The following is a 25,411-nucleotide window of genomic DNA, read 5'->3' as shown; positions in this document are numbered from 1 at the left end:
CTTACAGCCCGTGCGCCGCCCTGCAAGCGGGATCAGACCTGAAGCACGGCGCTGGGCGCGGGGGCGGCAATCTCCTGCGGACGGAAGGCCACCAGCGTGGTCCCGCCAGCAAGCGGAACGATGCGGCAGTCGACGGGGGTGCCATCCGCCAGCTTGACCTGCGATATCCATTCGCTGCGCGGGCCATAGGCGCTGACGAAGTCGCGGATCTCGCCCCAGACCGGGGTTGGCGTGCTGGCCATCTGCCAGGCCCGGGTGGCGTCGAGCACGGAGACATCGAGCAGCGTTTCCTCGGCGGTGACACCCCAGAGCCTGCGGTAGGCGGTGTTGCAGAAGCTGACGAACCCCTGCGGCGAGAAGACGGCGACGGCGTCTTCCATCGCATCCAGCACCGCCTGCTCCAGTTCCAGCTGTTGGCGGAACTGGCGCGTCAGGGCGATCTCGGCGCTGATGTCCTCGAAGAGGAAGGCCACGGCCCCCTCGGGATGCGGACGGCCCGACACGTGGTAGGTCATCCCGTTGGGAAGAGACCAGGTCTCCTCGTAGGTGCCATCCTTGGCGGCGGCGAAAAGCTCGGTCACGCGCTCGCACCAGCTGGCGTAGCTCTTGGGTTCGGGCATCATCTGGCGGTCGCGGAGCATGTCGAAGAAGCTGCGGAACCCGGGCTTGCGCGACAGGAAGTCCGCCGGCAGCGCGGTGAGATCGAGCAGGGCGGGATTGAACAGCGCAAGGCGGCGTTCCCGGTCGAAGATCGCCAGCCCGATGGAGAGCTGCGCGAAGGTCTTGCTGAGCGTCTGGACGAAATTGCGCTGGGCAACCTCGGCCTGGACGACCGGCGTCACATCGGTGGCGTAATGCATCCAGCCCAGCCGGGAGGCGAGGATCGTCACGTCATACCAGCGGTCCTCGCCGCTTTCCTTCGGGGTGACCTGCACCCGGGCGCTGGCGCGTTGCCCGTCCGTCGGCAGCGGCAACCCGGTGTCGAGGATGCAGGGCAAGGTCTGACCGCGCCGGAGGGCGCCGCCGCGCAGCGGGGGGGCGCCCGGGTCAGCCTGCGCGGCAAGCCCTGCGTAGGCATCGTTCACCCAGAGCAGGGCCCCCTTTGCATCCGTCAGCCAGATCGGGTTCGGCGCGTGGAGCGCTGCGCTGCGCAGCGTGGCAAGCTCCGACTGGCGCAGCAGGCGCACGTGCCGATCGGCGGCCGAGGCCGGCCGGTCGTTCGCGATCCGAAGGCGGATCGCCTCGTCGTCCTGCTGGAACTGGAGCACGGCCCTGTCGCCCGAGGCGGCGGAGGGCAGGAACATCTCGCGGCTTCGCGGCAGGTCCTCGAGGCTGTCCGGCACACCGGGAAACCGCGGCTCCAGCATCCGCGCCATCCGGGTCCAGTCATCGAGCGCCGGGTCTCCGCGGGCGAGGATCTCGCGCGCGGGGTCCGAGGCATGGGCCAGCTGGTTGTCGAGGAAGAGGAAGGAGACATCCTGTCGTTCGTCGATCTCGGTCCGGTCCTGCGGGGCCGCGTAGAGCGCGACACGGGGGATCGGCTGTCCGACACGTGCGACGAACCACAGAACCCCCCCAGCAACACACCCGCTGGTGATCACGAGCGTGATCACCAACTCCAGACCGATGACAGTCATCCCCCACCCCCTGACACAATACCGGTCAGGTTTCAGGCGAAAGGTTAAGAAAGGGTTAATTTCTGGCGCCCAGGGCCACCTGTACGGCGACTTCTCACCGCCGTGTTGCCGATCCCCCCGAAATAGGGGGGTAAAAGATATGCCGAAAATATTCGTTTGGTCGTCAGGACCAACCGCCCGAGGCCCCGGCCCTAGATCTCGATGGGCTGATTCTTTCCGATCTTCACCGCATTCTCGCCGACACGGGCGTCGATCTTGCTACGTGGCCAGACCACTTCGACGATGGCCCCGGTGCGTGCGCCGGGGGTTTGCGGCCCAGTCGTGTCATCCGATCCATTGGCAAAGCTCAGCTCGGCCCCGGTGCGTTCCAGCAGGGTCTTGGCGATGAAGAGCCCCAGCCCCATACCCTCGTATTCCGGCCGCTGGCTCAGATCGCGCTGGCTGCGTCGTCGCCGCATGAAGGGATCGCCGATCCGCCCGATGACGGAGGGCGAGTACCCCAGCCCGTCGTCGGTGATCCGCACGAGGATGCGGCTGTCGCTCCACTCCGCCTCGACCCAGATGCTGGTGCGGGCGAAGTCCACGGCGTTCTGGACGAGGTTGCGCAGCCCGTGGATCACCTCGGGGCGGCGCAGGATGGCGGGTTGCGGGCCGTCGTGCCCGGGGCCTTCGCCATCCTCGAAATGGATCGTCTTGCCGCGGGTCGCATGGGGCTCTGCCGCCTCCCGCAGCACCGTGGTGAGGGGCGCCTGCCGCAGGTGCAGGTCGTCCTTCCCGGCGCGTCCCATGGAGCGCAGGATGTCCCGGCAGCGGTCGGCCTGTTCGCGGATCAGCCGCGCATCTTCCTGCAGCTCGGGCCGGTCGTCGAGTTCCTCCATCAACTCGGCGGAGGTCAGCTTGATCGTGGCAAGGGGCGTGCCCAGTTCATGGGCCGCCGCCGCCACCACCCCGCCAAGGTCGGTCAGCTTCTGCTCCCGGGCCAGCGCCATCTTGGCCGCGGTCAGCGCATCGGACATGGCGTGCATCTCGCTCGCGATCCAGCGCGAGTAGATGCCGAGGAAGATCACCCCGATCACGATGGCGAGCCACGACCCGAAGAGGAAGATCGGCAGGATTTCCAGCTCTGACCCGTCGTGGTAGAGCAGCGGCATGTGATAGCGCGCCAGCACCGTGACCGAGACGATGGCCGTCGCCCCGATGAAGATCAGCGAGCGCAGCGTGAGCGCCACCGCCGAGACGGTCACCGGCCCCATGATCAGGACGGAGAACGGGTTGTTCAGCCCCCCTGTGAGATAAAGCAGAAGGCTTAGCTGCAGAAGGTCGAAGAGCACCAGCAGCAGGTTCTCCACCTCCGAGAGGCGCTTGCTCTCGGGAAAGACGACCCCGGCGATCAGGTTCCCGGCGAGGGAAATCCCCACGACGAAATAGGCCAGCCCGTATTCCAGTTGCAGCTGGTAGACGTATTGCGACACCAGAAGCGCAGACACCTGCCCGAAGATGGCCCCCCATCGCAGCAGGGTCAGGGTTCTCAGGCGAATCCAGCCGCCACGCTCCTGCCCCGCCAGCACGCGTTCGATCGTATCGGGCACCCGTGCGCTCCTGTCCCATTGCATCTGCCGGTCCAGAGGGTAGATCTCCCGCGGAGCGCAGGCAATGGCTGCCCGTGCCGAGGAGGAGCCCCCCATGACCCGCATCGTCGCCATCGCCGCCGCCGGTATTCTGATCGCCCTGATGGGGGGTCTCTGGCTGGCCACGACGCTGGGACGCAGCGACGACAAGTTCGCGCAGTGCCGCAGCGGCGCCGTCGCGGGCGGCGCGGCCATCGGCGGGCCCTTCACGCTGGTGGACGAGACCGGCAAGACCGTGACCGATGCGGAGGTTCTGGACGAACCGGCGCTGGTCTACTTCGGCTATACCTTCTGCCCCGATGTCTGCCCGATGGATGCCGCCCGCAACGCCGAGGCGGTCGAACTGCTGGAAGAGCGCGGCTATGAGGTGAAGCCGGTCTTCATCTCCATCGACCCGGAGCGCGACACGCCCGAACAGCTGGCCGAGTTCACCGACTACATGCATCCCCGGATGCTGGGTCTGACCGGCACGCCGGAACAGGTGAAGGCAGCAAGCCAAGCCTACAAGACCTTCTACCAGAAGCAGGAACCCGAGGATAAGGACGACGAATTCTACCTCGTCTCGCATTCCACGCAGACCTATTTCATGCTGCCGGGCACCGGTTTCGCAGACTTCTTCAGCCGGGAAGCGACGCCCGAGCAGATGGCCGACAAGGTGGCCTGTTTCCTCGACGCCCTGTAACGACGGCGTAACCTGCGCACAGGTTTGACGCTGGGCCGGCTTGGGGATAAAACATCTGCCATTGTATATGGTTGTATGCCCGGGGAGCCGCGATGACCGAATTGCCCGAGATCGGACCCGACAAGTCCCTGCTCCTGCTGGACGATGACGAGCCCTTCCTGCGCCGTCTCGCCAAGGCGATGGAGAAACGCGGCTTCGAGGTCGAGATGGCCGAGACCGTCGCTGCGGGCAAGGCCATCGCCATGGCCCGGCCCCCGGCCTACGCGGTCTGCGACCTGCGGCTGGAAGACGGCAACGGTCTCGACGTGGTGGAAGTGCTGCGCGAGAAGCGGCCCGATTGCCGGATCGTGGTTCTGACCGGTTACGGCGCGATCGCCACCGCCGTGGCCGCGGTGAAGATCGGCGCGACCGACTATCTGTCCAAACCCGCGGATGCCACGGATATCACCAACGCCCTGCTCTCGGACGGCGCGGACCTGCCGCCGCCGCCGGAAAACCCGATGTCGGCAGACCGCGTGCGGTGGGAACACATCCAGCGGGTCTATGAGCTCTGCGACCGGAACGTGAGTGAAACCGCGCGGCGGCTGAACATGCACCGCCGGACGCTGCAACGCATCCTCGCCAAACGCTCGCCCCGCTGAGGGGCGCGTCGGGGACATCGCCATGTCCCCGCGCTTAATGCACGAAACAGCTGGTCGGGCACAGCCGGAGCGCCTTGGTCAGACCTCGTAGCGCTTCACGATCTTGTCGATACGCGTGCCGTCGTCCAGCAGGCGATCCCGGATGCGGTGGTGATCTTCGAACCCCCGGCTCTGGTAGTAGGCCAGCCCACCCGCGTTGTCGGCGCGGATTTCGGCGTCGATGGCGTGGTAGGCCAGATCCTTTGCGGCGCGTCGCGTGGCCTCGAAGAGCGCCGATCCGATGCCGAGCCCGGTGCGGCCCACCCGGGCGAAGGTCGCTATATGCGCCACGTCGGGCGTCTCGGGCAGCGGATCGATCCACTGGAAGCCGAGGAGCTCGCCCGCGTCATCCTCTGCGAGGTGCCATGCGGCGCGATCCGAGCCGGTCATCCACTCCGCCAGCATCGCGCGGGACACCGGCCGCGTCAGGGCGGTGGTGCCGCCCTTGGCGATGATCTCGTTGAGAAGCTCTGCCATGGCGCCTGTGTCGAGCGGCCCGGCACGGCGCACGTGGATCATGGCATCTGCGCCAGAAGGGCCGCGTGGCGGGCGGTGTAGTCGTTGCGGGTCTCCACCGGCGGGCGCAGGACGATGGACAGCCCCTCCATCAGCGCGGGAGTGGGACGGCCGAAGAATTTCGTCGCCTCGGCCTCGGAGAAGCCCGCGATTTCGGTCGCTTCCATCCATGCGCTGATCTGGTCGGCTTTCTTGATCTGCTTCTTCACCGTCTTCGGGATCGCCGCAGGCAGGCCAAAGCGCAGGTGGATCGCCGTGGTCAGCCGGGCATCCAGCTCTCCGTAGGAGGGGCCGACGGCGGCCTTCACCGGGCTGATCATGTCGCCGATCACGTATTCGGGCGCGTCATGCAGCAGGGCGGCGAGGCGCCATTTGACCGGCGCCTCGGGGCAGAGACGGCCATAGATCTCCTCGACCAGCAGCGAATGCTCGGCCACGGAATAGGCATAGTCGCCGTGGGTCTGGCCGTTCCACCGCGCCACGAAGGCAAGGCCATGGGCGATGTCCTCGATCTCGATATCAACGGGGGTCGGGTCCAGCAGGTCGAGGCGGCGCCCCGAGAGCATCCTCTGCCAGGCGCGTTGCGGTTTGGCCATGTCATCATCCGGGTCAGCTGTCTGGGTCGATCTGGCGCAAAGCGGGCCCGGAGGTCAACCACAGGCGACGCAAGGACAGCGTGGCGCGGGGGCCGGGAAGAGCGCACAGATTTCGGGCAGATTGTGTATACGCCTTTGTCATGGCTCTCTGTCACACCCGCGGGACATGCCCTGACGGCCGCCATAGAGGGCCTTACATTGAGGCTTCTCGCGGGAAATGGTACCAGACGGCACGAACGTAGCAAAAAACGGAATTTATCAACATGGCCGCTGACTACATCGTCAAGGATATCTCGCTGGCCGCCTACGGGCGCAAAGAGCTGGACATTGCAGAAACTGAAATGCCCGGCCTGATGGCTCTGCGCGAGGAATATGGCGAGAAGAAGCCGCTGGCCGGGGCGCGGATCGCCGGTTCGCTGCACATGACCATCCAGACCGCAGTGCTGATCGAGACGCTTGTCGCTCTCGGCGCTGAAGTGCGCTGGGCGTCGTGCAACATCTTCTCGACCCAGGACCACGCTGCCGCCGCCATCGCGGAAAGCGGCACGCCGGTCTTCGCGATCAAGGGCGAAACCCTTGAGGAATATTGGGATTACGCCGACAAGATCTTCCTCTTCGAGGACGGCGCGAACATGATCCTCGACGATGGTGGCGACGCCACCATGTACATCCTGCTGGGTGCGCGCGTCGAAGCCGGTGAGACCGACCTGATCGAAACCCCGACCTCGGAAGAGGAAACCTTCCTCTTCGCGCAGATCAAGAAGCGCATGGCCGAAACCCCGGGCTTCTTCACCAAGCAGAAAGAGCTGATCCAGGGCGTGTCGGAAGAGACCACCACCGGCGTGCACCGTCTCTACGAGCTTCAGAAGAAGGGCCTGCTGCCCTTCCCGGCGATCAACGTGAACGACTCGGTCACCAAGTCGAAGTTCGACAACAAGTACGGCTGCAAGGAATCGCTGGTCGACGGCATCCGCCGCGCCACCGACGTGATGATGGCCGGCAAGGTGGCCGTGGTCTGCGGTTACGGTGACGTGGGCAAGGGCTCTGCCGCCTCGCTCGCCGGCGCAGGTGCCCGCGTGAAGGTGACCGAGGTCGACCCGATCTGCGCGCTTCAGGCCGCCATGGACGGCTTCGAGGTGGTCCTGCTGGAAGACGTCGTCGACAGCGCCGACATCTTCATCACCACGACCGGCAACAAGGACGTGATCCGCATCGAGCATATGCGCGAGATGAAGAACATGGCCATCGTCGGCAACATCGGCCACTTCGACAACGAGATCCAGGTCGCCAACCTGAAGAACCACAAGTGGACCAACGTGAAGGACCAGGTGGACCTGATCGAGATGCCCTCGGGCAACAAGATCATCCTGCTGTCCGAAGGCCGTCTGCTGAACCTCGGCAACGCCACCGGCCACCCCTCGTTCGTGATGTCCGCCTCCTTCACCAACCAGGTGCTGGCGCAGATCGAGCTTTGGACCAAGGGCGACCAGTACAAGAACGAGGTCTACATCCTGCCCAAGCATCTCGACGAGAAAGTCGCGATGCTGCACCTCGAGAAGATCGGCGTGAAGCTGTCGAAGCTCTCGAAGGCGCAGGCGGACTACATCGGTGTCGGCACCGAGGGCCCGTTCAAGTCGGATCATTACCGCTACTGATCCGCTTAAGGTATCGGGGCGCCTGCCCCCTGCGAACCGGTCCCCTCGGGGGCCGGTTCTTTCGTATCCCGGGGTCGCCTCAGGGTTTCACGTAGACGAAGCCCTGCGTCTGGAGATAGGCGATCTCGGCCACGCCGGAGGGCACGATGTCCTGTTCCCAGACGTCGTAGAGATCGTTCTCGTAGTCGATCTTCCGCCCGACCAGCGTGTTGTTGCAGACGTTGAACACCACGTTCTGCGACTTGAGCGAGCCGATCTGGGTCTGGAGTTTCTCGTTCTCCTTCGCCGCCTTCAGCAGCCCCACGCCGTTGCCGTGCATGACGATCCGCACCTCCAGGTTCTCGACCCCGAGCGCGTTGATATGGTTCTGCACGTTGTTGAGCGCACCGGCATAGGCCTTGCCGCCCTCTCCACCGTCACCGTTGATGTGGTAGACGACCTTCTGCTGGCCATAGCGGCTCCCCTCCGCGAGCCCGGGCAGGGCAAAGGCCACGAGGACCGCAAGCGCGGCCAGTATCGTTCTGATCATGATTTCCTCCCTGGAAAAGGGCGCTCCTCAACGCCCGGACCCCGACGATGCGCCCCCTCCCCCCGGTCTGACAAGAACAAAGATACATATTCATATGATATTCTGCGTTTCCCTCTCACCCCGCGCTGCCCCCGGAATTTTCAAAAATTCCGGTCCGGAAAATTCGAATTTTCCGGGCAGAGACGCGGGCCGGGTGGCGGACAGCGCGCCACGAAAAAGGGGCCGCCCCCATGGGACGGCCCCTTCGGATCGCTTGGGCCCGTATCAGGCGAACTTCTTGATTTCGCCCGACTTCAGCCGCGAGAGGTAGGAGGTCAGCTCGGCCTTCACGATCGGCATCAGGAAGTAGAGGCCGAAGATGTTCACCAGAGCCATGGCAAAGATCGCCGCATCGGAGAAGTCGATCACCGGCCCGAGGTTCATGGCCGCGCCGATCACCACGAAGATGCAGAAGATCACCTTGAAGGTCAGCTCCTTCGACTTGCCCTCGCCGAACATGTAGGTCCAGGCCTTTAGCCCGTAGTAGCTCCACGAGATCATCGTCGAGAAGGCGAAGAGGATCACCGCGATGGCGAGGATGAAGGGGAACCACGAGATCGTGGAGCCGAAGGCGGCAGAGGTCAGTGCCACGCCCGAGGCATTGTCCACGGTCGCGATGCGGCCTGCCGCTTCGTCCCAGACATAGAGACCGGTGTCCGGGTCGATCGTCATCACCCCGGTGATCACGATGACCAGCGCGGTCATGGTGCAGATCACCACGGTGTCGATGAAGGGCTCCAGCAGCGAGACGAAGCCTTCGGTGATCGGCTCCTTGGTCTTCACCGCCGAGTGCGCGATGGCGGCCGAGCCGACGCCCGCCTCGTTCGAGAAGGCCGCCCGCTTGAAGCCCTGGATCAGCGCGCCCACGAGGCCGCCCGCGATGCCGAGGCCGGTGAAGGCACCCGAGAAGATCTGACCGAAGGCCCAGCCGAGCTTGTCGATGTTCATCAGGATGATGATCAGCGCCGCACCACAGTAGATCACGGCCATCAGCGGCACGATCTTCTCGGTCACCTGCGCGATGGACTGGAGCCCGCCCACGATCACCGCAAAGACGATGGCCGCGAAGATGACGCCGGTGATCCAGCCGGGGTAGTCACCCACGATGTTGGTGATCTGCGCATGGGCCTGGTTGGCCTGGAACATGTTGCCGCCCCCCAGCGAGCCGAGCACGCAGAAGATCGAGAAGAGGATCGCCAGCACCTTGCCGAGGCCCGCCTTGCCCTGCGCGCTCAGGCCCTTGCTGAGGTAGTACATCGGGCCGCCCGAAACGGTGCCGTTCTCGTACTCGTTCCGATATTTCACGCCCAGCGTACATTCGGTGAATTTCGACGCCATGCCCATGAGGCCCGCGAGGATCATCCAGAAGGTCGCGCCGGGCCCGCCGATGGAGACCGCGACCGCGACCCCCGCGATATTGCCGAGGCCCACGGTGCCCGAGAGCGCCGTTGCGAGGGCCTGGAAGTGGCTCACCTCGCCCGCGTCATTCGGGTCAGAGTACTTGCCCGCCACGAGGGCGATGGAGTGGGGAAAGGCCCGGAACTGGATGAAGCCGAAATAGAGGGTAAAGATCGTGGCCGCGATGACCAGCCACATCACGATCCAGGGGAAGGACGTGCCCGGGAAGGGGGAGAAGATGAAGGAGACAAAGGGCCCCGTTGCGGCGCCGACGGCGGTGTTGATCGTCTCGTCGATCGAGGCCTGCGCGGCAGAGGCAAGGAAGGCCAGCCCCGGCGCGGCAAGGAATGCGGATTTGAAATTCATGGAGAAGCCTTTCGCGTTCAGGGGACAATGACCGTGGGGACCGGGGCGATCTGTGCCAGCCCCAGCGGGACCGAGCCGAAGACCCGCGACGAGATCGAATTCGACCCCGAGCGTCCCACGAAGATCATCGACGCGCCGACGGAGGTCGCCGTTTCGGCCACCAACTCGACGACCGAGCCGTACTTGATCACGCCCTCGGCCTCCAGCCCGGCGGCGGTCACCTTGGCAAGCGCGGGGTCGATGATGACCTCCTTGGCGCGGGCCAGTTCCTCCTTGCGGCGCATGGTCCGCTCCTCGATCTCGGTCGGGGTCAGGAAGCTGTAGGGGGACCATTCGAGGATGTGGACCAGATAGATCTTGGCCCCTGCCTTCTTGGCGCTCGCCATCGCGTAGTCGAGCGTCTTGCTGTCGTCGTCATCGCCCTCATAGGCCACGACGTAGGTTTCAGTCGTCATCTCCACTCTCCTGTTCTTATTGGGACCGGGGTGGGACGGTGGGACCGTCGAGGGCCCGGCCGCGGGTATTCCCGCATGGGGTCAGCATGACGCCAATGCGCCTCACCTGTCATGGATTTTTTACGAACGCTTAATACTTGAGGCGGAATTATGGTGTTTTGCGCTTCTTTCAGTCCCGGCGCGGGAGTAACCTTTGATCGAAACCGCGGGGTTGCCCGGGTTTCATGTGTATTTAATGACTAACGGACAGGTGAAATTCATGGGCAAGCGCGACGATCTCATTGCGAAATACGCTGAGGATCTGAAAGAGAAATGCGGCATGGATCCGGATATGGATCTGCTGACCAAGGTGACCATCGGCTGCGGCCCGTCGATCTATGACGCGGATGCCTCCACCGTGGCCTCCAGCCAGCCGGGCGAGCTGGAAACCGTGAAGGCCAATTTCCTGATCAAGAAGCTGGGCCTGGCCGACGGGCCCGAGCTGATGAGCGCGATCGACAGCGTCATCGAGACCTACGGCAAGTCCGAGCGGAACAAGTACCGCGCGGTCGTCTACTACATGCTGACCAAGCACTTCGGCAAAGAGGCCGTCTACGGCTGATCCCGCACCGGCAATGCGTGGCATTTTAAGTGCTTAGGCTTTGCCTCGGCATTGCCCGGTCTGGTATTAAAAGGGAGCGGCCAGGACGGCCGGACCTTGAAATCGAACACGTGTGGTGAAGTGGGAACACGTGGGGTGGCGAAGGGGTTCGGTACGATCCGGGCCCCTTCGTTTTATGGGCATTGGTGAGGTCGGAACCGAAGGATCGGACTGGGGCGCGCGGCCCCTGCCCGATCAGTACGCGATCACGCGTCCGTCTGGCCCATCTCGCAGATCAGCCGCCATTCCGCCTCGGTCACCGGCTGCACGGAAAGCCGCGTGTTGTTCACGAGCACCATCTCGGCCAGCCGCGGTTCGTCCTTGCAGTCCTGCAGCGTCACGGGCCGCTTGAAGGGCCGCACCGCCTTGATGTCCACGCATTCCCAGCGGGGATCACCGGCCTTGCTGTCGGGGTGGACCTCGGCGCAGACCTCGACGATCCCGACCACGGCCTTTTCCGACTGGGAGTGGTAGAAGAAGCCGTGATCGCCCAGCTTCATCTCCCGCATCATGTTGCGCGCCTGATAGTTGCGCACGCCGTCCCATTCCTCGCCGGCATCGCCCTTGGCCACCTGGTCATCCCAGGACCAGGTCGAGGGCTCGGACTTGAACAGCCAGTAGCGCATCAGCCGATCACCCGGTTCCACGGCGCCAGCTTCACCTCTGCAAAGAGGTCCGCCTTGGCATAGGGGTCATTCGCGGCCCAGGCCTCGGCGGCGGCCATGTCGGCACAGTCGAGGATCACGAGGCTGCCGCACATGTCGCCGTTGGCATCGAGCAGCGGCCCGGCCTGGGCGACGATGCCGGTTTCCTTCAGATAGGCGATATGCGCCTCGCGGTTGTCCTTGCGGACCTGAAGCGCGCCGGGTTTGTCCTGTGCCATCAGGGCGTAAAACATCTTTTATTCCTCTTTCAGTGGCCGGCTCAGCAGCCGGTCCATGGCCTGGCCGACGTCCATCTTGCCGTCGATCAGCCCGACCACAACCCCTGTGATCGGCATCTCGAGGCCCATGGCATCGGTTTTCTGTTGAACTGCCCGCGCGGTGGCCGCGCCTTCGACGGTGACGGATGGATCGAAGCCCTCGCCCTTCCCGATGGAGAGGCCGAAGGCATAGTTGCGCGACTGCGCCGAGGTGCAGGTCAGCGTGAGGTCGCCAAAGCCCGACAGGCCCGCCAGCGTCTCCGGCTCGGCCCCAAGCGCGAGGGCGAGGCGCTGCATCTCGGCATAGCCGCGGGTGATCAGGGCGGCGCGCGCACTTTCCCCCAGACCTGCACCCATGGCCGCCCCGCAGGCGATGGCGATGACGTTCTTCAGCGCCCCGCCAAGCGCCGCGCCCACCACGTCGGTGGTGCGGTAGATCCTCAGGTTTCGGGTCGAAAGAGCGCTTTGCAGGGTCCGGGAACAGGCCTCGTCGGCGCAGGCCAGCGTCAGCGCCGTGGGCAGGCCGCGGGCGATGTCGGCGGCGAAACTGGGCCCGGTCAGCTGGGCGGTCATCGTGCCGGGCAGCACCTCTTCGATCACCTGCAGCGGGCTGAGCCCGGTGGAGAGTTCGATCCCCTTGCAGCAGGCCACCAGCGTGCGGCCGCGCAGGGCCTCGGCGTGATCGGTGACCATGGCGCGCAGCTTCTGCATCGGCACGGCCAGCAGCAGCGGCCCCTCGGGCAGCGCACCCAGATCGTCCGTCACGGTCAGCGCGTCCGGCAGGGTCACGCCGGGCAGGCGCGGGTTCTGCCGGGTTTCGGCGATGCGGGACATGGCATAATCGTTGCGGCCCCAGAGCGTCACCGGCCCCATCTGCGCCAGCGAGACCGCCAGTGCCGTGCCGAAGGCGCCTGCGCCCAGAACTGCCGTCATGCCTTGGCCCCTTTCTTGCCGCCGCCCAGCATTGCCGGGCTGGCCTTGTCCAGTGGCCACCTTGGCCGCGCGGTCAGGTCCATCCCGTCCCGCTGTCCAAGAGAATATAGTTCGATCCCGGCATAGGCGATCATCGCGGCATTATCGGTGCACAGGCGCAGCGGCGGCGCGGTGAATGCCACGCCCATCTCGCCCGAAACCGTCTCTAACGCGGCCCGAATGGCCTTGTTCGCGGCCACGCCCCCGGCGACGGCCAGCATGGGACGGGCGGGGGTCTCGGCCAGGTAGAGCGTCAGTGCACGGCGGGTCTTCTCGGCCAGCACATCCACCACGGCGGCCTGGAACCCTGCGCAGAGATCGCGGCGGTCCTGCTTGCGCAGCCCGTCGAAGGGGGCCATCGCCTCGTCCCGCGTGCGCAGCAGCGCGGTCTTGAGGCCGGAAAAGGACATGTCGCAGCCCTCCCGGTCCAGCAGCGGACGCGGGAAGCGGAAGCGTTTCGGATCGCCCTCCAGCGCCTCGGCCTCGACCGAGGGGCCACCGGGCTGCGGCAGGGCCAGCAGGCGGGCGGTCTTGTCGAAGGCCTCGCCCGGGGCATCGTCGATCGTGCCGCCAAGGCGGGTGAAATCCTGCGGGCCGCGCACCAGCAGGAACTGGCAATGCCCGCCCGAGACCAGCAGCATCAGGTAGGAATAGGCCGCGCCATCGGTCAGCCGCGGCGTCAGCGCGTGGCCCGCAAGGTGGTTCACCCCCACCAGCGGCAGACCGGCGCCCGCGGCGATCCCCTTGGCGCACATCACACCCGACATGACCCCGCCGATGAGCCCCGGGCCAGCGGTCACGGCCACGGCGTCGATCTCTTTCAGGGTCACATTCGCCTGTGTCAGAGCCTGTTTGACGCAGAGGTCCAGCTTCTCGGCATGGGCGCGGGCAGCGATCTCGGGAACCACGCCGCCGAAGGCCGCGTGCAGCTCTGTCTGGCCTGAAACGACGGTCGAGAGGATCTCGGCACGGCCCTGCGCATCGCCCCGCAGAACGGCGGCGGCGGTGTCGTCACAGCTGCTTTCCAGCCCGAGGATGGTCAAGCTCCGGGTCATCCCCCGGCCTCCTGCGCATTTGCATCGCGGTTCCCCGGCAGGTAACACCGGAACAGTCCACAAACAACCGCGACCGCGCCATGAAGCCCGCCTTCCTGCTGACCCGCCCCGCCGAGGACGCCCGCGTCATGGCGGCGCAATTGGCAGCGCAATGGCCCGAGGCGCCGGTCGTGATCTCTCCGCTGCAACGCATTGTCTTCGCGGGGGCCCTGCCCGATCTGGGCGGCATTGACCGTCTGGTCTTCACCTCGCGCAACGGGGTGCGGGCCTGGTCCGCCTGCGGTGGGCCGCCCCTGCCCGCCTACACCGTCGGAGAGGCGACCGCCGCCGCCGCACGCGCCGCCGGCCACACCGCCGATGTGCTTGGCGGCGATGTCGATGCGCTGGGCGCGGCGCTGATCGACATGGCCCGCACGGGCGGGTGTCCGGGCGGCCTTCTGCATGTCCACGGCGTCAACGTGCGTGGTAACCTCGTCGAAAGACTTGCGGCGGCAGGTCTTTCGGCACGGGGGGCCGCGCTTTACGATCAAAAGGCGCAGCCGCTCTCGCAGGAGGCGCACAAATTGCTGGATCGGGACGCCCCTGTTCTGGTGCCGCTCTTTTCGCCGCGCAGCGCTGCCCTATTTGAAGCAGAACCGCGCGGAAAAGCGCCGCTTTATGTCGCGGCGATGAGCGTGGCGGTGGTCAGGGCGCTGGGTGCATGTCAGATGACAAAGTGCGCCATTGCATTGAGACCTGATGCCGCGTCCATGATGGAGGCCATGGCGGCGCTTTACCGCGCCGCCCGGCGGGTTGAGGGGCGGGAGGCCCCACAGTAAGGTCAGCCTTGACGCCCGTGAGGGCCGGGCAGAATCGAAAGGAGAGACCGTGGCGAAGAAGAAAGACTCCTCCGCCCAGACGGATGGTTCCGAAGAGAAGCTCACGCCGGAAGGTGTGACGCCCGAGGACGGCACCACCGAGGGAACCCCGACCGAGGAGAGCGCGGCAACGCCCGCGCCCGACGCGACGCCCGAGTCCACCGATCTCGAAGAGACACCCGCGACGGCAGACGCAGCCTCCGAACCGGAGCTGACGCTGCCCGAGGACATTGGCATTTCCAATCCCAAGACCGAGAGCGCCGGCGACGACGATGCCCCGGTGATCGCGCAGGAAGAGCCCTTCCGCGACACCGACGAGGCGCCGACCGCCGACGACACGCCCGAGGACGCGGAGACCGAGATGGCGTCGGACGACGAACCCGTCCTGCCGCCCTCCGATCCGATCGAAACCGAACGCACCGTGGCCGAGCCGCCGCTGGCGCCCGCGGGCACGACCATCGTCCAGAAGAAGGGCGGCTTCGTCCCGATCATGGTGGGTGGCATCGTCGCGGCCGGGCTTGGCTTTGGCCTCGCGCTTTATCTCGATAATGCCGGCATCGCGCCCTTCGGCTCCGATGACGAGGCCGTGGTCGCGCTCACCGAACGTCTCGATGCGCAGCAGCGCGTGCTGGATGACCTGAACGCCGCCCTCGAAGTGGGCCCCGACATCAGCGGTGTCGAAGCCGCAGCCTCCGAGGCGCAGGCCGCCGCCGCCGCGGCCTCCGACCGGATCGCTGCGCTGGAAAGCCAGCTGGGCGATCAGGCCGCCAAGATCACCGAGCTTGAGAAACGCCCGATTTCCGAGGGCGTCTCGGAAGCGGCGATCAAGGCTTACGAGGATGAACTGGCCCGGCTGCAGCAGGCGATGCAGGACCAGCGGACCGAGGTCGAGGCGCTGATCACCCAGGCCCAGCAGAAGGAGGCCGCCGCCGCCGAGGATGCGCAGGATGCCTCCATCCGCGCGGGCATCTCGCAGGTGCTTTCGGCCATCGACAACGGCGCGCCCTACGCCAACGTTCTGCAGGGCCTTGGCGCGAACGGGGTGGAGATCCCTGCCCCGCTGTCCGCCCCGGCGCAATCCGGTGTGACGACGCTTGGCGCGCTGATCGACACCTATCCCGACGCCGCCCGCGCCGCGCTTGCCGATGTGCGCATGGCGACCGGCGAAGGCACCAGCTCGATCGGGGACTTCCTCAAGACCCAGCTCGGCGCGCGCTCGCTGACCGCCCGCGATGGCGATGATGCCGATGCCGTGCTGTCCCGTGCAGAGGCCGCCCTGCGCGACGGACGCCTGCAGGACGCCCTGGCCGAGATCGACACCCTGCCGGAACCGGCCAAGGCCGCCATGGCCGACTGGACCGCCAGTGCCACGGAACGGGCGCAGGCCCTCGCCGCGGCCGAGGCGCTTCTGGCCGACCAAACGCAAAGCCAATAAGGAACTCCAGCGAATGCTCTGGTCACTGATCAAGATTGTCGTTTTCGTCCTGCTGGTGGCGGCTGCCACCCTGGGCGCCGGATACCTGCTGGAAATGGACGGCGGGGTACGCATCGCCTTCGGTGGGTACGAATTCAACCTGACGCCGCTGAAGTCGGTCATCGCGATGATCCTGCTGATCCTCGCGGTCTGGCTGTTCCTCAAGCTCTTCGGCCTGCTGATCGCGGTGCTGCGCTTCATCAACGGCGACGAAACGGCGCTGTCGCGCTACTTCGACCGCAACCGCGAGCGCAAGGGCTACCAGGCGCTGTCCGACGGGATGATCGCGCTGGCCTCCGGCGAGGGCCGTCTGGCCATGGCCAAGGCGAACAAGGCGCAGAAGTACCTCGACCGGCCCGAGCTGAGCGCCCTGCTCACCTCTCAGGCCGCCGAATACACCGGCGACAAGCGCCGCGCCGAGGCCGCCTACAAGACCCTGCTCACCGATGAGCGTACCCGCTTCGTCGGCGTGCGCGGGCTGATGAAGCAGAAGCTGGCCGAGGGCGACACCGATACCGCCATGCAACTGGCGCAGAAGGCCTTCGCCCTGAAGCCCGCCCACGAGGAAGTGCAGGACACGCTGCTCAAGCTGCAGGCCCAGAACGCTGACTGGAAGGGCGCCCGCGCGACCCTGAACGCCAAGCTGCGTCATGGCTCCCTGCCCCGCGACGTGCATCGCCGCCGCGATGCCGTCCTCGCGCTGTCCGAGGCCAAGGGCGTGTTCGAGGAAGGCGTCTCCATCGAATCCCGCGAGGCCGCCATCGAGGCGAACCGCCTGTCGCCCGACCTGATCCCGGCCGCCGTCATGGCCGCGCAGGGCTACCTCGACAAGGGCAACAAGCGTCATGCCGCGCGCGTGCTGCGCAAGGCTTGGGAGGCGCTGCCGCATCCCGACCTCGCCGCTGCCTTCGCCTCGATCGAGCCGGAGGAGACGCCCAAGGCCCGGCTCAAGCGTTTTGCGCCGTTGCTGAAGTCCCACCCCGAGCACCGCGAAACCCGCCTGCTCAAGGCCGAGCTGAACATCGCTGCCGAGGACTTCCCCGAGGCGCGTCGCGCGCTAGGCGATCTGGTGACCGAGAGCCCCGATGCCCGCGTGCTGACCGTGATGGCGGCCATCGAACGCGGCGAGGGCTCCACCGATGCCATCGTGAAGGGCTGGCTGACCCGCGCCATCGCCGCGCCGCGCGGCCCGCAGTGGGTCTGCGAGAACTGTCACCAGGTCCACAGCCACTGGACGCCGGTCTGCAACAGCTGCGGTGCCTTCGACACGCTGGCCTGGCGTGACGCGGGCAGCGGCGAATACGGCGCGCCCATGGGCTTCGAGATGCTGCCGATGATCGTCGGCAAGATCGACGAAGAGGCCCCTGCGCCCGTGCCTGTCGCGCAGCCCGTCGAACCGGAGATCCCGACCCCGCCGGCGGCCGATCCCGGGCCCGCTGCAACGCCTGCCGCGACCAAGGATGCGGACAGCGTGCCCGACGCCGAGATCCTGCCCCCAGAGGGCACGGTGGAGGCCGAGAGCAAGACCGGGGACGAGAAGGCAAAATAGCCCTTTTCCAACCTTCGGCGGGGTGTTATAGCCCCGCCCCACGAGGGGTCGTTTTCGGCCTATCAGAGAGAAGAGTGCCGCTGTAGCTCAGCTGGTAGAGCACGTCATTCGTAATGATGGGGTCGGGGGTTCGAGTCCCTTCAGCGGCACCACTCTTCCCTGAAAAATGAGGCACTTACCGTGTTACGTGCACAGTGAGTGTATCAGTTAACGTGTTTTGTCACAACTTCTGTCACAGTTGTCACAGCCGGATGCCTTGGGTATCCAGCTTGAACCCATGAGCATGTCGGGCTTCTCGTGGGCATGTACGGATGCAGTGCCCATCATTTTGAATGGTCTCGTTTCACTCGACCTGCTCGCTATAGAGCGAGGACGTGCTCTACCAGCTGAGCAACAGCGGCACTCGTTCTAGGGTTCCTAGGTCAACGAAAGTACGCTGTAAGAGCTACGTACTTAGCCGTGCCCAGATATTGCGAACTGAGAGCCTCTCGTGCCTTGATCGCGCAGAGGCAGTTCAAAGTATTTTCCGTCAAAAAATCGGAGAGTCAGTACTACAAAACGAACGGATTACGCCTCGGGCAACTGGTCACACGCCAGTCACTGTGACTGTAGGGCTAAGGCATTGTGATTATGAATAAATTCACTTCATGGTCATTGATGGAAGCACCTGCATTTCAGAGTTGTCGTTGATGTCTAGAATGAAAGGGGGCAAGGGGGGCGAGCCCCTTGTGATAAGGTGAAACGAAGCGGAATATTTTCTCACTGAAAACTCGAGAATGGACCCTTGCAAAGTCCTCTGCGAATGTCAGTGGTGGGGCCTTAGGACGCTTCACAGGAAGGTCTTAGAAATACCCGATGATGGTGGGGTAACGGGCGCTCTCAAGTAGACGCCTTCGGCAAAAGAACGATATGTACTAACGAAGAAAGTGGTATGAGTATCAATGATTTAACTTAGAAAGCTAGGGTGCTGTGGCGGTTAGGTCCGGCTTGCAAGGTATGGCAGTGGGAATAGATGAACCAATATGATAGGGGTAACATTAGACTTATATAAAAGAGGGCGTGTTACCCTTTCTTCGCGAGTTGAGGTTTTCTATGTTCTTCGTACCACTCGTGCTTCTCCATCGGTTCTTGTCCCTTTTTTTTCAACCGGCTCCGATACTTTGAGTATGCAGTGTTATCCTGTTTCGTATAATTTATGCCGATGCCCAACGTTACTTTCTCGTGGTGCGCAAGTTTGCTCAATCTCGGAAGGTTGGTGATCTGTCCCTTCTTCGTAGCCCCCTCAAACAAATTCAAGACTTGGTCCGCGCAAAAGCTTGAGGTGACGACAACATTGATCGGGTTTTCTCTCTCTCGAACTCTTAGAGAGCAACGTCCAATCGTTTGATATGTGTGGGAAAATCTCCAAAGTTCGTAAAGCTGGTCTTGGTCAAGATCGAAAAGCTCAAGCATTCGATGCTTCGCCCAAGGAGGGGGATTGATGCAGACCAACGAAACCACTGTGTCGAAGTTCTTGTATTCGTTGAGACCAGAGCTGTTGGCTGGCATCCTTTTGCCTTCCAAGACACTGTCAGTGTTTTTGAAACTTGTATTGGCCGCCCAGCAATAAGCACCGTCAGGAAAACGCGCATTGATTTGACGTGCCGCCTCAAAGATCACTTGCTTTCGTGGATCTGGTTCGTTGGTTTCGTGGGTTTCAAAATTTCGCTCTAAGTTGTTTTTGCTAGGCAAGTCGCCTTCACAGAGAACATGCCAAACGGCCATTTGTGCGCCCTTGGCGGTATGAGCATCGAACAAGTTTGCTGCTGCAGGAGAATTCTCGAAACTGATACCATAGCGCTTCTCCCAGAGTAGCGGGAGTAGGGTTCGCTCGAAGATTGCGACGACGAGCGTTATAGAGCGAAAGGGCAACAGTTTTTGTGGTGAAAAAACACCGATAACCTCAATGGACTTATCGGTTTCCCATAAGAAGGCGTCAAAGTGGGGGCTGAGAACGAGTTCGGCGATGTCCCGAAAAGGAGCGGTGTTAAGATGGTCCAACTGTTGCCCATAAAGCTTATTGGGTGTGAATGCCGCCCATTCAAGAATCTCACGCTTACCGTTAGCTGGTGTGGCTAGATGGTTTTCATTAATGGATAAAAAGTCTAGGTAGCTACTCTTGTCGCCGGGCGCAAATCTAACCAGCCGGATCGGTGGGAGGCCTTCATCAATAAAAACATCGAATCTGGCTTTAAAATGGTCTTGAAGGTGATCAACCAAATACTCAAATGTCTTCGTGGTCAGGATTATGATCGGCGGGGTCGCATCGTCAAAGTCATCGCAGGCTTTGACCGCTCTTTGATATACGCCTTCATCTTTCTGTTCGTCTGTGACGATCAAACGAAGCGGGCCGTTGTTGATGTACTCGGGGTGGTTTACGAGGACTTTGAGCGCTCGTTTGTAGACCTCTTCGCATAGCATTATGGTAGGTGCGACCAATATGTAACCCACGCCGAGGTTGTCTCTGATATGTTCAAGGACGGCTTGAGTCTTCCCGGACCCTACACTGCCGGATATTTTGTAGAACATGCTAAACTTGTGCCTCCCAAAGTTGATGTTATCATAACAACTGCATCCAGCAACTTCCGGCGCATGACTGAAGGACGACAAGCTCAATCCGGCGCGAAGAGGGCGACTTCGCTTGGCCTTTCGTGCCCGGTAGTATGCCAAGAAAGCGGCTACACGAGAGGTTCGACATGCTCTTTCAGTACATTTCTATGTTATTGTTCGCATTGTTCGTAAGCTATCCGTTGTCGGCGCGAGCGCAAGCCCTTGAGCCACTACCCGATTTGACCGTAGACACACTTGCTTATCAAATGACTCGCTGCTCCGCTTTCTATTCCGCGATGCATTCCTTGATTTCGGAAGAGCTTATGAAATTTCAGGATCAAGAGACCGAAACACGGCTCCGCCGCATTCTCAAGCAAACTGAAAAGAATTCCGACGGCTTGCTCTTGTCATCCACGATCGTCCGTACGGTGTTGGAGAACAAGTCTGACAGAGATGCGGTGGACGAAGCACTGGATAGTCGAAACGGCATGATCCCAAAATACCTTGGAGCTCTCTCATCTCAGAGCCTTGGGCTGGGTGACTCTCTGGAAAGCCAGCTTTGGGCCAATGACGGGGCGGCGTGCTATGCTCTAGTCGAGCAAGTTGAGCCTATTATTGAGAGACTTACTTCGAGTAGCACGAGACGCTAGTCTAAGGACGATTGACCGTCCAAGGCCACAATGGGAGCTTCAGCCTATGGCGGCGCTTTTCAAAGCACGGGTGCGGATGGCACGGCGAGGTGCGGTGGCTGTCGGTCCAAGTCTCCGCCCAGTTGAACTGAACGGTGCAGGTACCGAAATAGTTTCTGGGAGGTTCGAACAGCGTCCCCTGCCGCTACTGGCCCTTTGCTTCCGTTCGTGCCAAGAGCGGCGGATGTCCGGTCGCAGCCCTTCCACGACATTCGTGCCAGGCGCAGCGTCACGCCAGGTGCCGACATGAAGGGCGGAAAGCTAACCTGGGTGGTTGATGTCCGTCCCAGGGATTTCCGGAGGTCCGGGCTCTTTGCTGACGGTCGCGATCTAACTACGCTGAGCGGCGGCATTGACGGAGGCGGACACTCAACGGCTCCCATAGCGAATACCGTTAGTGATGAATACGCTACGGGGACGTCCCCCTTGAGCAGGGTACGGCAGTTCCCTATTGTTCGCGCGATCAGTCCGCAGGTTTCGCTGCTCAGTTTTCCGAAAGCGACGTATGTCCGAATTCTCCTTCCGATGGCTACACATTTCCGACCTTCATTTCGGCATGAAAGGGCAGGCTCCACTTTGGTCGAACCTAAAGCATCATCTCTACGATGACCTAGCGCTTCTCCATAAGCAGTCCGGGCCTTGGGATTTATTGGTCTTCTCTGGCGATATCGTCCAGAGCGGCAACCCAGCGGAGTTCGAGGGCGCAACTGAAGCTCTTCTCGAACTCTACGGCAAACTCGCCGAACTCGGATGCCACCCGAAATTCATCGCCGTCCCGGGAAATCACGACCTTGTACGCCCTGCCGCAAAAGGGATGGAAGTTATGCTGCTCGGTCAGTGGCACACCAACAAGACGGTAAGGGACGAATTTCTTAACAACCCGGACAGCCATTACCGCAAAGTAATAAACAACGCGTTTGAAAATTACCGCTTGTGGCAAGCGGGCCTCGCCGCCACCGGCATCCCGGTGCTGGACGTCGTTCACGGTTACCTGCCTGGCGACCAGGTCGCTCGCGTCGAGGTCAACGGACACCAGGTCGGGATTGTCGGCCTGAATTCAACTTGGCTCCAACTGACTCATGAAGCCAAGGCAGGCGACCTGCATATAGATCATTCACAACTCTCTTCTATGCTGCCAGAAGCGGAAGGCTGGTGCCGGGCAAACGACTTCAACATCCTTGTCACCCATCAGCCTGTCGATTGGCTCGGCGCCGAAAGCAAGGCCAAATGGAACGCAGAGATCGCCGCACCTGGACGGTTCGACATTCACCTATTTGGACATATGCACGAACCCGAGCACAGCAGCCTCTCCGTAATGGGATCGACGCCGAAGACTATCTTCCAGTCGCCCTCCTTGTTCGGGCTCGAGTATCTGCCCGATAATTCTACCCGACGGATACATGGCTACAGCGCTGGCGAACTGGCTGTCACCGCTAGCGGCCGTAAATTAAGGATTTGGCCACGGACTTTCATGGTCTCGCGAGGCGGGCAGGGGAAGATGGCTCCAGATCACAACTTCCATCTCCCAGACAACATTTCGACTAGCTTAACACTCCAGACAAAGAAGGTCGAACGGTCCGCGGACAGTGCCGCTCCGGTCGCGATGTCTCAATCCCCGGCGGTTCCGAAGCCAAAAATCTTCGCTGCAACTTCCACATCAGAGCCACAAGCGTTGGTTGCGCGCTTCGGACACCATCTCCTGCCCTCGGGACCACACGCTCACGTCCGAACCGTCGAGCAAGCCGCCGCCCGCCATGCGCTCGGCAAGCGCGGCCTTTGGATCGTGGCGGATTGGGGATTAAGCTCCGACGAATTCGTCTCGTCTATACTCGAAGGGGCTTCGATGGCAGACAAGTCGATAGTGCGGCTCGACCTCAGCGAGATTCCTCTCTCCGGTGAGGACCTTGAACAGGAGATCGAAGCCAAGATTGGCATTAAGATACAGGAACTCTCGGAAGAACTCGCGCAATCTAACTATGTTCTGCTCCTCGATGACATCTCCCTCGGCGACCGCCCACAGGGCGCTCTTCCTCGTGAAAAAGGTCTAGAGGACCTCGCACGCGTTGTGCTCGATTACTGCCCATCGCTCGTTATCATCATGCGAACTCGGTCTAATCCTGCAAACGAGCAGTTCGGCAAGGTTGAGATCCGCGCATTGGACGAGGCAGACCTGAAGACCTACATACTCCACCACTCCAATGGTGGCCAGAATCTGGCGGAACCGCCCGTAGTCAGTCAGGTTTACGATCTGACTGGCGGTGTTCCCGATCAGGTTGACCGCATTCTGAAGTCATTGAAGGTGGTCACTCTTTCCGAACTAATTGCAGGCCACCAGGAGGGTGCAGACCCGTCAATCGCGACGCGCTCACCAACGCTCGTTCGGGCTGTTGAGGAGCTCGGCAACGCAGAAGACCCCATGCTTCAACGCGCGCGGTCGATGCTCCAAGTACTGTCCACCTTTCCCCACGGAGCGCAGTTCGAACACATTAAACGCTTCAACGGCGTCCATGGTTTCTACCCAGACAACGCCACAGAACTTATGCAGCGCGCACTTATAACTGCCACCACGCTGCCCGGCCTTGAGCCCCAGAGTGTCGTGGAAACCCGACGCATACTTTCAGTGCCGCGTGCGGTGCGCGAGGTCGTGCGTGCCAACATGAGCGACGAATTGCTTGAGCGCCACGATCGCCGTGCCGCCGAATTGTATTTTGGGTCGAATTGGCGCGCAGGTTCGACTAGTTGGCCGCCGGAACGCAAGTATTCCAGTCCAAAATGCTCGCATCACGAGATAACGAATGCATCGGCCATTCTCCTTCGCCTTCTAAAGATATCGCTTCAGGACGAGAGCAAAGATGAAACGATCGCGTTGATGCATCTTGCGGTCGCATATAGTTCCGCACTGCTGACCGGATCGCACTATTACGGAGCAGCAGCCTTCTGCTCGGCCTTCCTCCACACTGCACCAACCAACGTGGCCTACGACACGGTCCAGCGCATCACTTTGAACTACGGCAAAGCTCTCCGCATCGGAGGTGAGCGCCAAAAATCGATCGAGATCCTGGAAGGTCTCGATCTAGAGAAGCTCGGGCGCTCAGATCGAGAATCCCTCCTTTTGGAATTGGCACTGGCATATCAATCCCACGATACCTCTAAGGCGATAGACTTTGCGCAGAGACTCCTCAAGGCATCTAAGGCGCGATCGAAAAAGATACAAGCGCAAAGCATTATTGTTGGGGCCGAGCCAGATGGAGAGCAACGCACGTCAAAACTCATGGCATTGGAGCGCGAGGCCAGGAATAAAAAGTACTACACTGTTGCCAACAATCTGGCGATCTTGCTCGCTAAGGAAAGCAAGGATGATGGAATTGCCGAGCAGTACCTTAGCAGCGTCATTAATACGAAGGGAAGCTCTGATAATATTTATAACGAAGCCCGGGCAGCGGTAGATTTCGCTGAAAGAGCCCTCAAAATCGGGGATTCAATTTCCGAGCTCGATCACAGCAAGCTAATCGCTGCATATCAATATTTGTTCATCCAGAGAATCCCGTCATTGTTTGACAGGTGCCACCGGATACTTTGGAAGAGCTTTGCGAAAAGAGGTGAGGTTGACAATCTGTATGCGCTTTTTCGCCATAGCTCCTTCATCTGGCGCATTCGAGGCTTGATGACAAATGAGAAGCGATACATCGAGAATCTTACGCGGATAGCGTCCAAGGACGCGGTGTCCGTCTCTGATAATCGTGACCGTAGCTATTTCAACGCTCGCCTCGAAGCGGCGGGACTTCCGCGGATCGTCTGACCAAAGACGCCTATGCCAAATCGACCCAAAGGCAGACAGGCAGTCGACCTTGTCACACCTATCGGCGATGAAAATTCAGGTCGAGTGTCCCTCATGTTGCTTGGTAGTCTCCGGGAACCTACCTCTGTTTGCCGCGCCGCGTGACTGAATTTCGTCAGGCTTCGGGAGAGATTATGCTTGTCGCGTTCGCTTGGATTCTGGAGCACGTGGTTAAATGAAACAGGCGAGGCCTTATTAGTCGAGCTGAGTACATGATCGCCGAGGGCTGAGCGGCTGGATTCGCAATGGGGTTTCTTGATCGCTACTTGGATGTCGAAGTTTCATCGTCGGAACACGTCTGTGCACCCACTGCTTACATGCGGGGCGCACGTCCTTCGTGCAGCGAGGAAAATGGTAGGTTCGTCCCGCTGCGGTCTGCGGCGGTCGCAACGAAGCTGCAATGCTCGTCCAACGACCGCTTCCAGCCAACGGCCTTGCCCCCGCGATCGGCTATGATAGTCCGCAAAAGGCTGACACCGGCAATCTGCCACGTCTGGTACGAAGGTCGGCTTTGGGCCGAGACCCGTTGACCTGCTCCCCTGAAAAGTCCGCGGTTTGAGGTTAGCCTGTTCTCCAAACGAGGAGACAGACGATGCGGAAAAGCCGTTTCAGCGAAGAGCAGATCATTGGCATCCTGAAGGAGCA

General features: G+C 62.2%; 21 protein-coding genes and 1 tRNA gene. 10 read left to right on the top strand and 12 right to left on the bottom strand.

The window, feature by feature from the left end; all coding sequences use genetic code 11:
- Positions 1-32: 32 nt before the first annotated feature.
- The gene (locus tag LCM32_RS07805; protein ID WP_224820500.1) at positions 33-1,637 is read right to left on the bottom strand and encodes a PAS-domain containing protein; all 1,605 of its coding nucleotides are present in this window, start codon (positions 1,635-1,637) and stop codon (positions 33-35) included.
- A 191-nt stretch (positions 1,638-1,828) separates the two neighbouring features.
- On the bottom strand, positions 1,829-3,226 hold the full coding sequence (gene regB, locus LCM32_RS07800; RefSeq protein ID WP_412070669.1) for a sensor histidine kinase RegB: 1,398 nt from the start codon (positions 3,224-3,226) through the stop codon (positions 1,829-1,831).
- Between the two features lie 94 nt (positions 3,227-3,320).
- On the opposite strand from regB, the gene LCM32_RS07795 reads away from it, so the two are divergent.
- Positions 3,321-3,947, top strand: a complete 627-nt coding sequence (locus LCM32_RS07795) for an SCO family protein (protein WP_224820498.1) — start codon at positions 3,321-3,323, stop codon at positions 3,945-3,947.
- Positions 3,948-4,039: 92 nt separating this feature from the next.
- A complete protein-coding gene (locus tag LCM32_RS07790) occupies positions 4,040-4,588 on the top strand; it encodes an ActR/PrrA/RegA family redox response regulator transcription factor (protein WP_224820497.1) in 549 nt (182 codons plus the stop codon).
- A 78-nt stretch (positions 4,589-4,666) separates the two neighbouring features.
- On the opposite strand, the gene LCM32_RS07785 is transcribed toward LCM32_RS07790, so the two are convergent.
- Positions 4,667-5,146 carry a GNAT family N-acetyltransferase gene (locus LCM32_RS07785; RefSeq protein ID WP_224820496.1) on the bottom strand — a complete coding sequence of 160 codons (480 nt, stop codon included), beginning with the start codon at positions 5,144-5,146 and terminating at the stop codon, positions 4,667-4,669.
- Positions 5,143-5,739 (bottom strand): HD domain-containing protein, encoded by a 597-nt coding sequence (locus LCM32_RS07780; RefSeq protein ID WP_224820495.1) that lies wholly within the window; start codon positions 5,737-5,739, stop codon positions 5,143-5,145. The genes LCM32_RS07785 and LCM32_RS07780 overlap by 4 nt, the downstream gene beginning before the upstream one ends.
- 263 nt (positions 5,740-6,002) lie before the next feature.
- Between LCM32_RS07780 and ahcY the strand changes: the two genes are divergently transcribed.
- Positions 6,003-7,394, top strand: coding sequence for an adenosylhomocysteinase (gene ahcY, locus LCM32_RS07775; protein ID WP_224820494.1), 1,392 nt, complete (start codon positions 6,003-6,005; stop codon positions 7,392-7,394).
- Positions 7,395-7,473: 79 nt separating this feature from the next.
- Here the strand turns inward: ahcY and LCM32_RS07770 are convergent, their stop codons facing one another.
- From LCM32_RS07770 to LCM32_RS07760, 3 genes are all read right to left on the bottom strand, one after another.
- Positions 7,474-7,923 carry a DsrE family protein gene (locus LCM32_RS07770; RefSeq protein WP_224820493.1) on the bottom strand — a complete coding sequence of 150 codons (450 nt, stop codon included), beginning with the start codon at positions 7,921-7,923 and terminating at the stop codon, positions 7,474-7,476.
- A gap of 264 nt (positions 7,924-8,187) precedes the next feature.
- Positions 8,188-9,726, bottom strand: coding sequence for an alanine/glycine:cation symporter family protein (locus LCM32_RS07765; RefSeq protein ID WP_224820492.1), 1,539 nt, complete (start codon positions 9,724-9,726; stop codon positions 8,188-8,190).
- A gap of 17 nt (positions 9,727-9,743) precedes the next feature.
- The gene (locus tag LCM32_RS07760; protein ID WP_224820491.1) at positions 9,744-10,181 is read right to left on the bottom strand and encodes a universal stress protein; all 438 of its coding nucleotides are present in this window, start codon (positions 10,179-10,181) and stop codon (positions 9,744-9,746) included.
- Positions 10,182-10,440: 259 nt separating this feature from the next.
- Here LCM32_RS07760 and LCM32_RS07755 point away from each other — a divergent pair, with 259 nt between their 5' ends.
- Positions 10,441-10,782 (top strand): DUF2853 family protein, encoded by a 342-nt coding sequence (locus tag LCM32_RS07755; protein WP_224820919.1) that lies wholly within the window; start codon positions 10,441-10,443, stop codon positions 10,780-10,782.
- Between the two features lie 245 nt (positions 10,783-11,027).
- Here LCM32_RS07755 and LCM32_RS07750 read toward each other — a convergent pair whose 3' ends face one another.
- The 4 genes from LCM32_RS07750 to tsaD are packed head-to-tail and all read right to left on the bottom strand — an operon-like array spanning position 11,028 to position 13,770.
- Positions 11,028-11,447: an EVE domain-containing protein gene (locus LCM32_RS07750; protein WP_224820918.1), complete on the bottom strand. Its 420-nt coding sequence runs from the start codon at positions 11,445-11,447 to the stop codon at positions 11,028-11,030.
- Positions 11,447-11,719, bottom strand: coding sequence for a YciI family protein (locus LCM32_RS07745; protein ID WP_224820490.1), 273 nt, complete (start codon positions 11,717-11,719; stop codon positions 11,447-11,449). Before LCM32_RS07745 ends, LCM32_RS07750 begins: the two co-directional genes overlap by 1 nt.
- A gap of 3 nt (positions 11,720-11,722) precedes the next feature.
- Positions 11,723-12,676, bottom strand: a complete 954-nt coding sequence (locus LCM32_RS07740; protein WP_224820489.1) for an NAD(P)H-dependent glycerol-3-phosphate dehydrogenase — start codon at positions 12,674-12,676, stop codon at positions 11,723-11,725.
- Entirely contained in the window at positions 12,673-13,770 is a 1,098-nt protein-coding gene (tsaD, locus tag LCM32_RS07735) for a tRNA (adenosine(37)-N6)-threonylcarbamoyltransferase complex transferase subunit TsaD (RefSeq protein WP_224820488.1), read from the bottom strand. The genes LCM32_RS07740 and tsaD overlap by 4 nt, the downstream gene beginning before the upstream one ends.
- 80 nt (positions 13,771-13,850) lie before the next feature.
- On the opposite strand from tsaD, the gene LCM32_RS07730 reads away from it, so the two are divergent.
- The 4 genes from LCM32_RS07730 (at position 13,851) to LCM32_RS07715 (ending at position 17,802) form a co-directional block, all read left to right on the top strand.
- The gene (locus LCM32_RS07730) at positions 13,851-14,588 is read left to right on the top strand and encodes a uroporphyrinogen-III synthase (RefSeq protein ID WP_224820487.1); all 738 of its coding nucleotides are present in this window, start codon (positions 13,851-13,853) and stop codon (positions 14,586-14,588) included.
- Positions 14,589-14,637: 49 nt separating this feature from the next.
- Positions 14,638-16,062, top strand: a complete 1,425-nt coding sequence (locus LCM32_RS07725; RefSeq protein ID WP_224820486.1) for a hypothetical protein — start codon at positions 14,638-14,640, stop codon at positions 16,060-16,062.
- A gap of 13 nt (positions 16,063-16,075) precedes the next feature.
- Positions 16,076-17,650: a heme biosynthesis protein HemY gene (locus LCM32_RS07720; protein ID WP_224820485.1), complete on the top strand. Its 1,575-nt coding sequence runs from the start codon at positions 16,076-16,078 to the stop codon at positions 17,648-17,650.
- Positions 17,651-17,726: 76 nt separating this feature from the next.
- Positions 17,727-17,802 (top strand) — tRNA-Thr (locus LCM32_RS07715).
- Between the two features lie 910 nt (positions 17,803-18,712).
- On the opposite strand, the gene LCM32_RS07710 is transcribed toward LCM32_RS07715, so the two are convergent.
- Positions 18,713-20,218, bottom strand: a complete 1,506-nt coding sequence (locus LCM32_RS07710; protein WP_224820484.1) for a DEAD/DEAH box helicase family protein — start codon at positions 20,216-20,218, stop codon at positions 18,713-18,715.
- A 167-nt stretch (positions 20,219-20,385) separates the two neighbouring features.
- Between LCM32_RS07710 and LCM32_RS07705 the strand changes: the two genes are divergently transcribed.
- Together LCM32_RS07705 and LCM32_RS07700 are read left to right on the top strand one after the other, a co-directional pair.
- Complete coding sequence (locus LCM32_RS07705) at positions 20,386-20,889, top strand: hypothetical protein (RefSeq protein WP_224820483.1); 504 nt, start codon at positions 20,386-20,388, stop codon at positions 20,887-20,889.
- A gap of 544 nt (positions 20,890-21,433) precedes the next feature.
- Entirely contained in the window at positions 21,434-24,727 is a 3,294-nt protein-coding gene (locus tag LCM32_RS07700; RefSeq protein WP_224820482.1) for a metallophosphoesterase family protein, read from the top strand.
- The last annotated feature ends 684 nt before the right edge of the window (positions 24,728-25,411 follow it).

Source organism: Pseudooceanicola nanhaiensis (genome assembly GCF_020171315.1).
Lineage (GTDB): Bacteria > Pseudomonadota > Alphaproteobacteria > Rhodobacterales > Rhodobacteraceae > Pseudooceanicola > Pseudooceanicola nanhaiensis_A.
This window is presented reverse-complemented; position numbering and strand designations above follow the sequence as displayed.

Coding starts and splice junctions, on each gene's coding strand:
- LCM32_RS07750 (WP_224820918.1), bottom strand. CDS start 11,447: ATGCGCTACTGGCTGTTCAAGTCCGAGCCCTCGACCTGGTCCTGGGAT.
- LCM32_RS07785 (WP_224820496.1), bottom strand. CDS start 5,146: ATGATCCACGTGCGCCGTGCCGGGCCGCTCGACACAGGCGCCATGGCA.
- LCM32_RS07700 (WP_224820482.1), top strand. CDS start 21,434: ATGTCCGAATTCTCCTTCCGATGGCTACACATTTCCGACCTTCATTTC.
- LCM32_RS07770 (WP_224820493.1), bottom strand. CDS start 7,923: ATGATCAGAACGATACTGGCCGCGCTTGCGGTCCTCGTGGCCTTTGCC.
- LCM32_RS07755 (WP_224820919.1), top strand. CDS start 10,441: ATGGGCAAGCGCGACGATCTCATTGCGAAATACGCTGAGGATCTGAAA.
- LCM32_RS07740 (WP_224820489.1), bottom strand. CDS start 12,676: ATGACGGCAGTTCTGGGCGCAGGCGCCTTCGGCACGGCACTGGCGGTC.
- LCM32_RS07745 (WP_224820490.1), bottom strand. CDS start 11,719: ATGTTTTACGCCCTGATGGCACAGGACAAACCCGGCGCGCTTCAGGTC.
- LCM32_RS07790 (WP_224820497.1), top strand. CDS start 4,040: ATGACCGAATTGCCCGAGATCGGACCCGACAAGTCCCTGCTCCTGCTG.
- LCM32_RS07795 (WP_224820498.1), top strand. CDS start 3,321: ATGACCCGCATCGTCGCCATCGCCGCCGCCGGTATTCTGATCGCCCTG.
- LCM32_RS07805 (WP_224820500.1), bottom strand. CDS start 1,637: ATGACTGTCATCGGTCTGGAGTTGGTGATCACGCTCGTGATCACCAGC.
- LCM32_RS07730 (WP_224820487.1), top strand. CDS start 13,851: ATGAAGCCCGCCTTCCTGCTGACCCGCCCCGCCGAGGACGCCCGCGTC.
- LCM32_RS07765 (WP_224820492.1), bottom strand. CDS start 9,726: ATGAATTTCAAATCCGCATTCCTTGCCGCGCCGGGGCTGGCCTTCCTT.
- tsaD (WP_224820488.1), bottom strand. CDS start 13,770: ATGACCCGGAGCTTGACCATCCTCGGGCTGGAAAGCAGCTGTGACGAC.
- LCM32_RS07705 (WP_224820483.1), top strand. CDS start 20,386: ATGCTCTTTCAGTACATTTCTATGTTATTGTTCGCATTGTTCGTAAGC.
- LCM32_RS07720 (WP_224820485.1), top strand. CDS start 16,076: ATGCTCTGGTCACTGATCAAGATTGTCGTTTTCGTCCTGCTGGTGGCG.
- ahcY (WP_224820494.1), top strand. CDS start 6,003: ATGGCCGCTGACTACATCGTCAAGGATATCTCGCTGGCCGCCTACGGG.
- LCM32_RS07710 (WP_224820484.1), bottom strand. CDS start 20,218: ATGTTCTACAAAATATCCGGCAGTGTAGGGTCCGGGAAGACTCAAGCC.
- LCM32_RS07760 (WP_224820491.1), bottom strand. CDS start 10,181: ATGACGACTGAAACCTACGTCGTGGCCTATGAGGGCGATGACGACGAC.
- LCM32_RS07780 (WP_224820495.1), bottom strand. CDS start 5,739: ATGGCCAAACCGCAACGCGCCTGGCAGAGGATGCTCTCGGGGCGCCGC.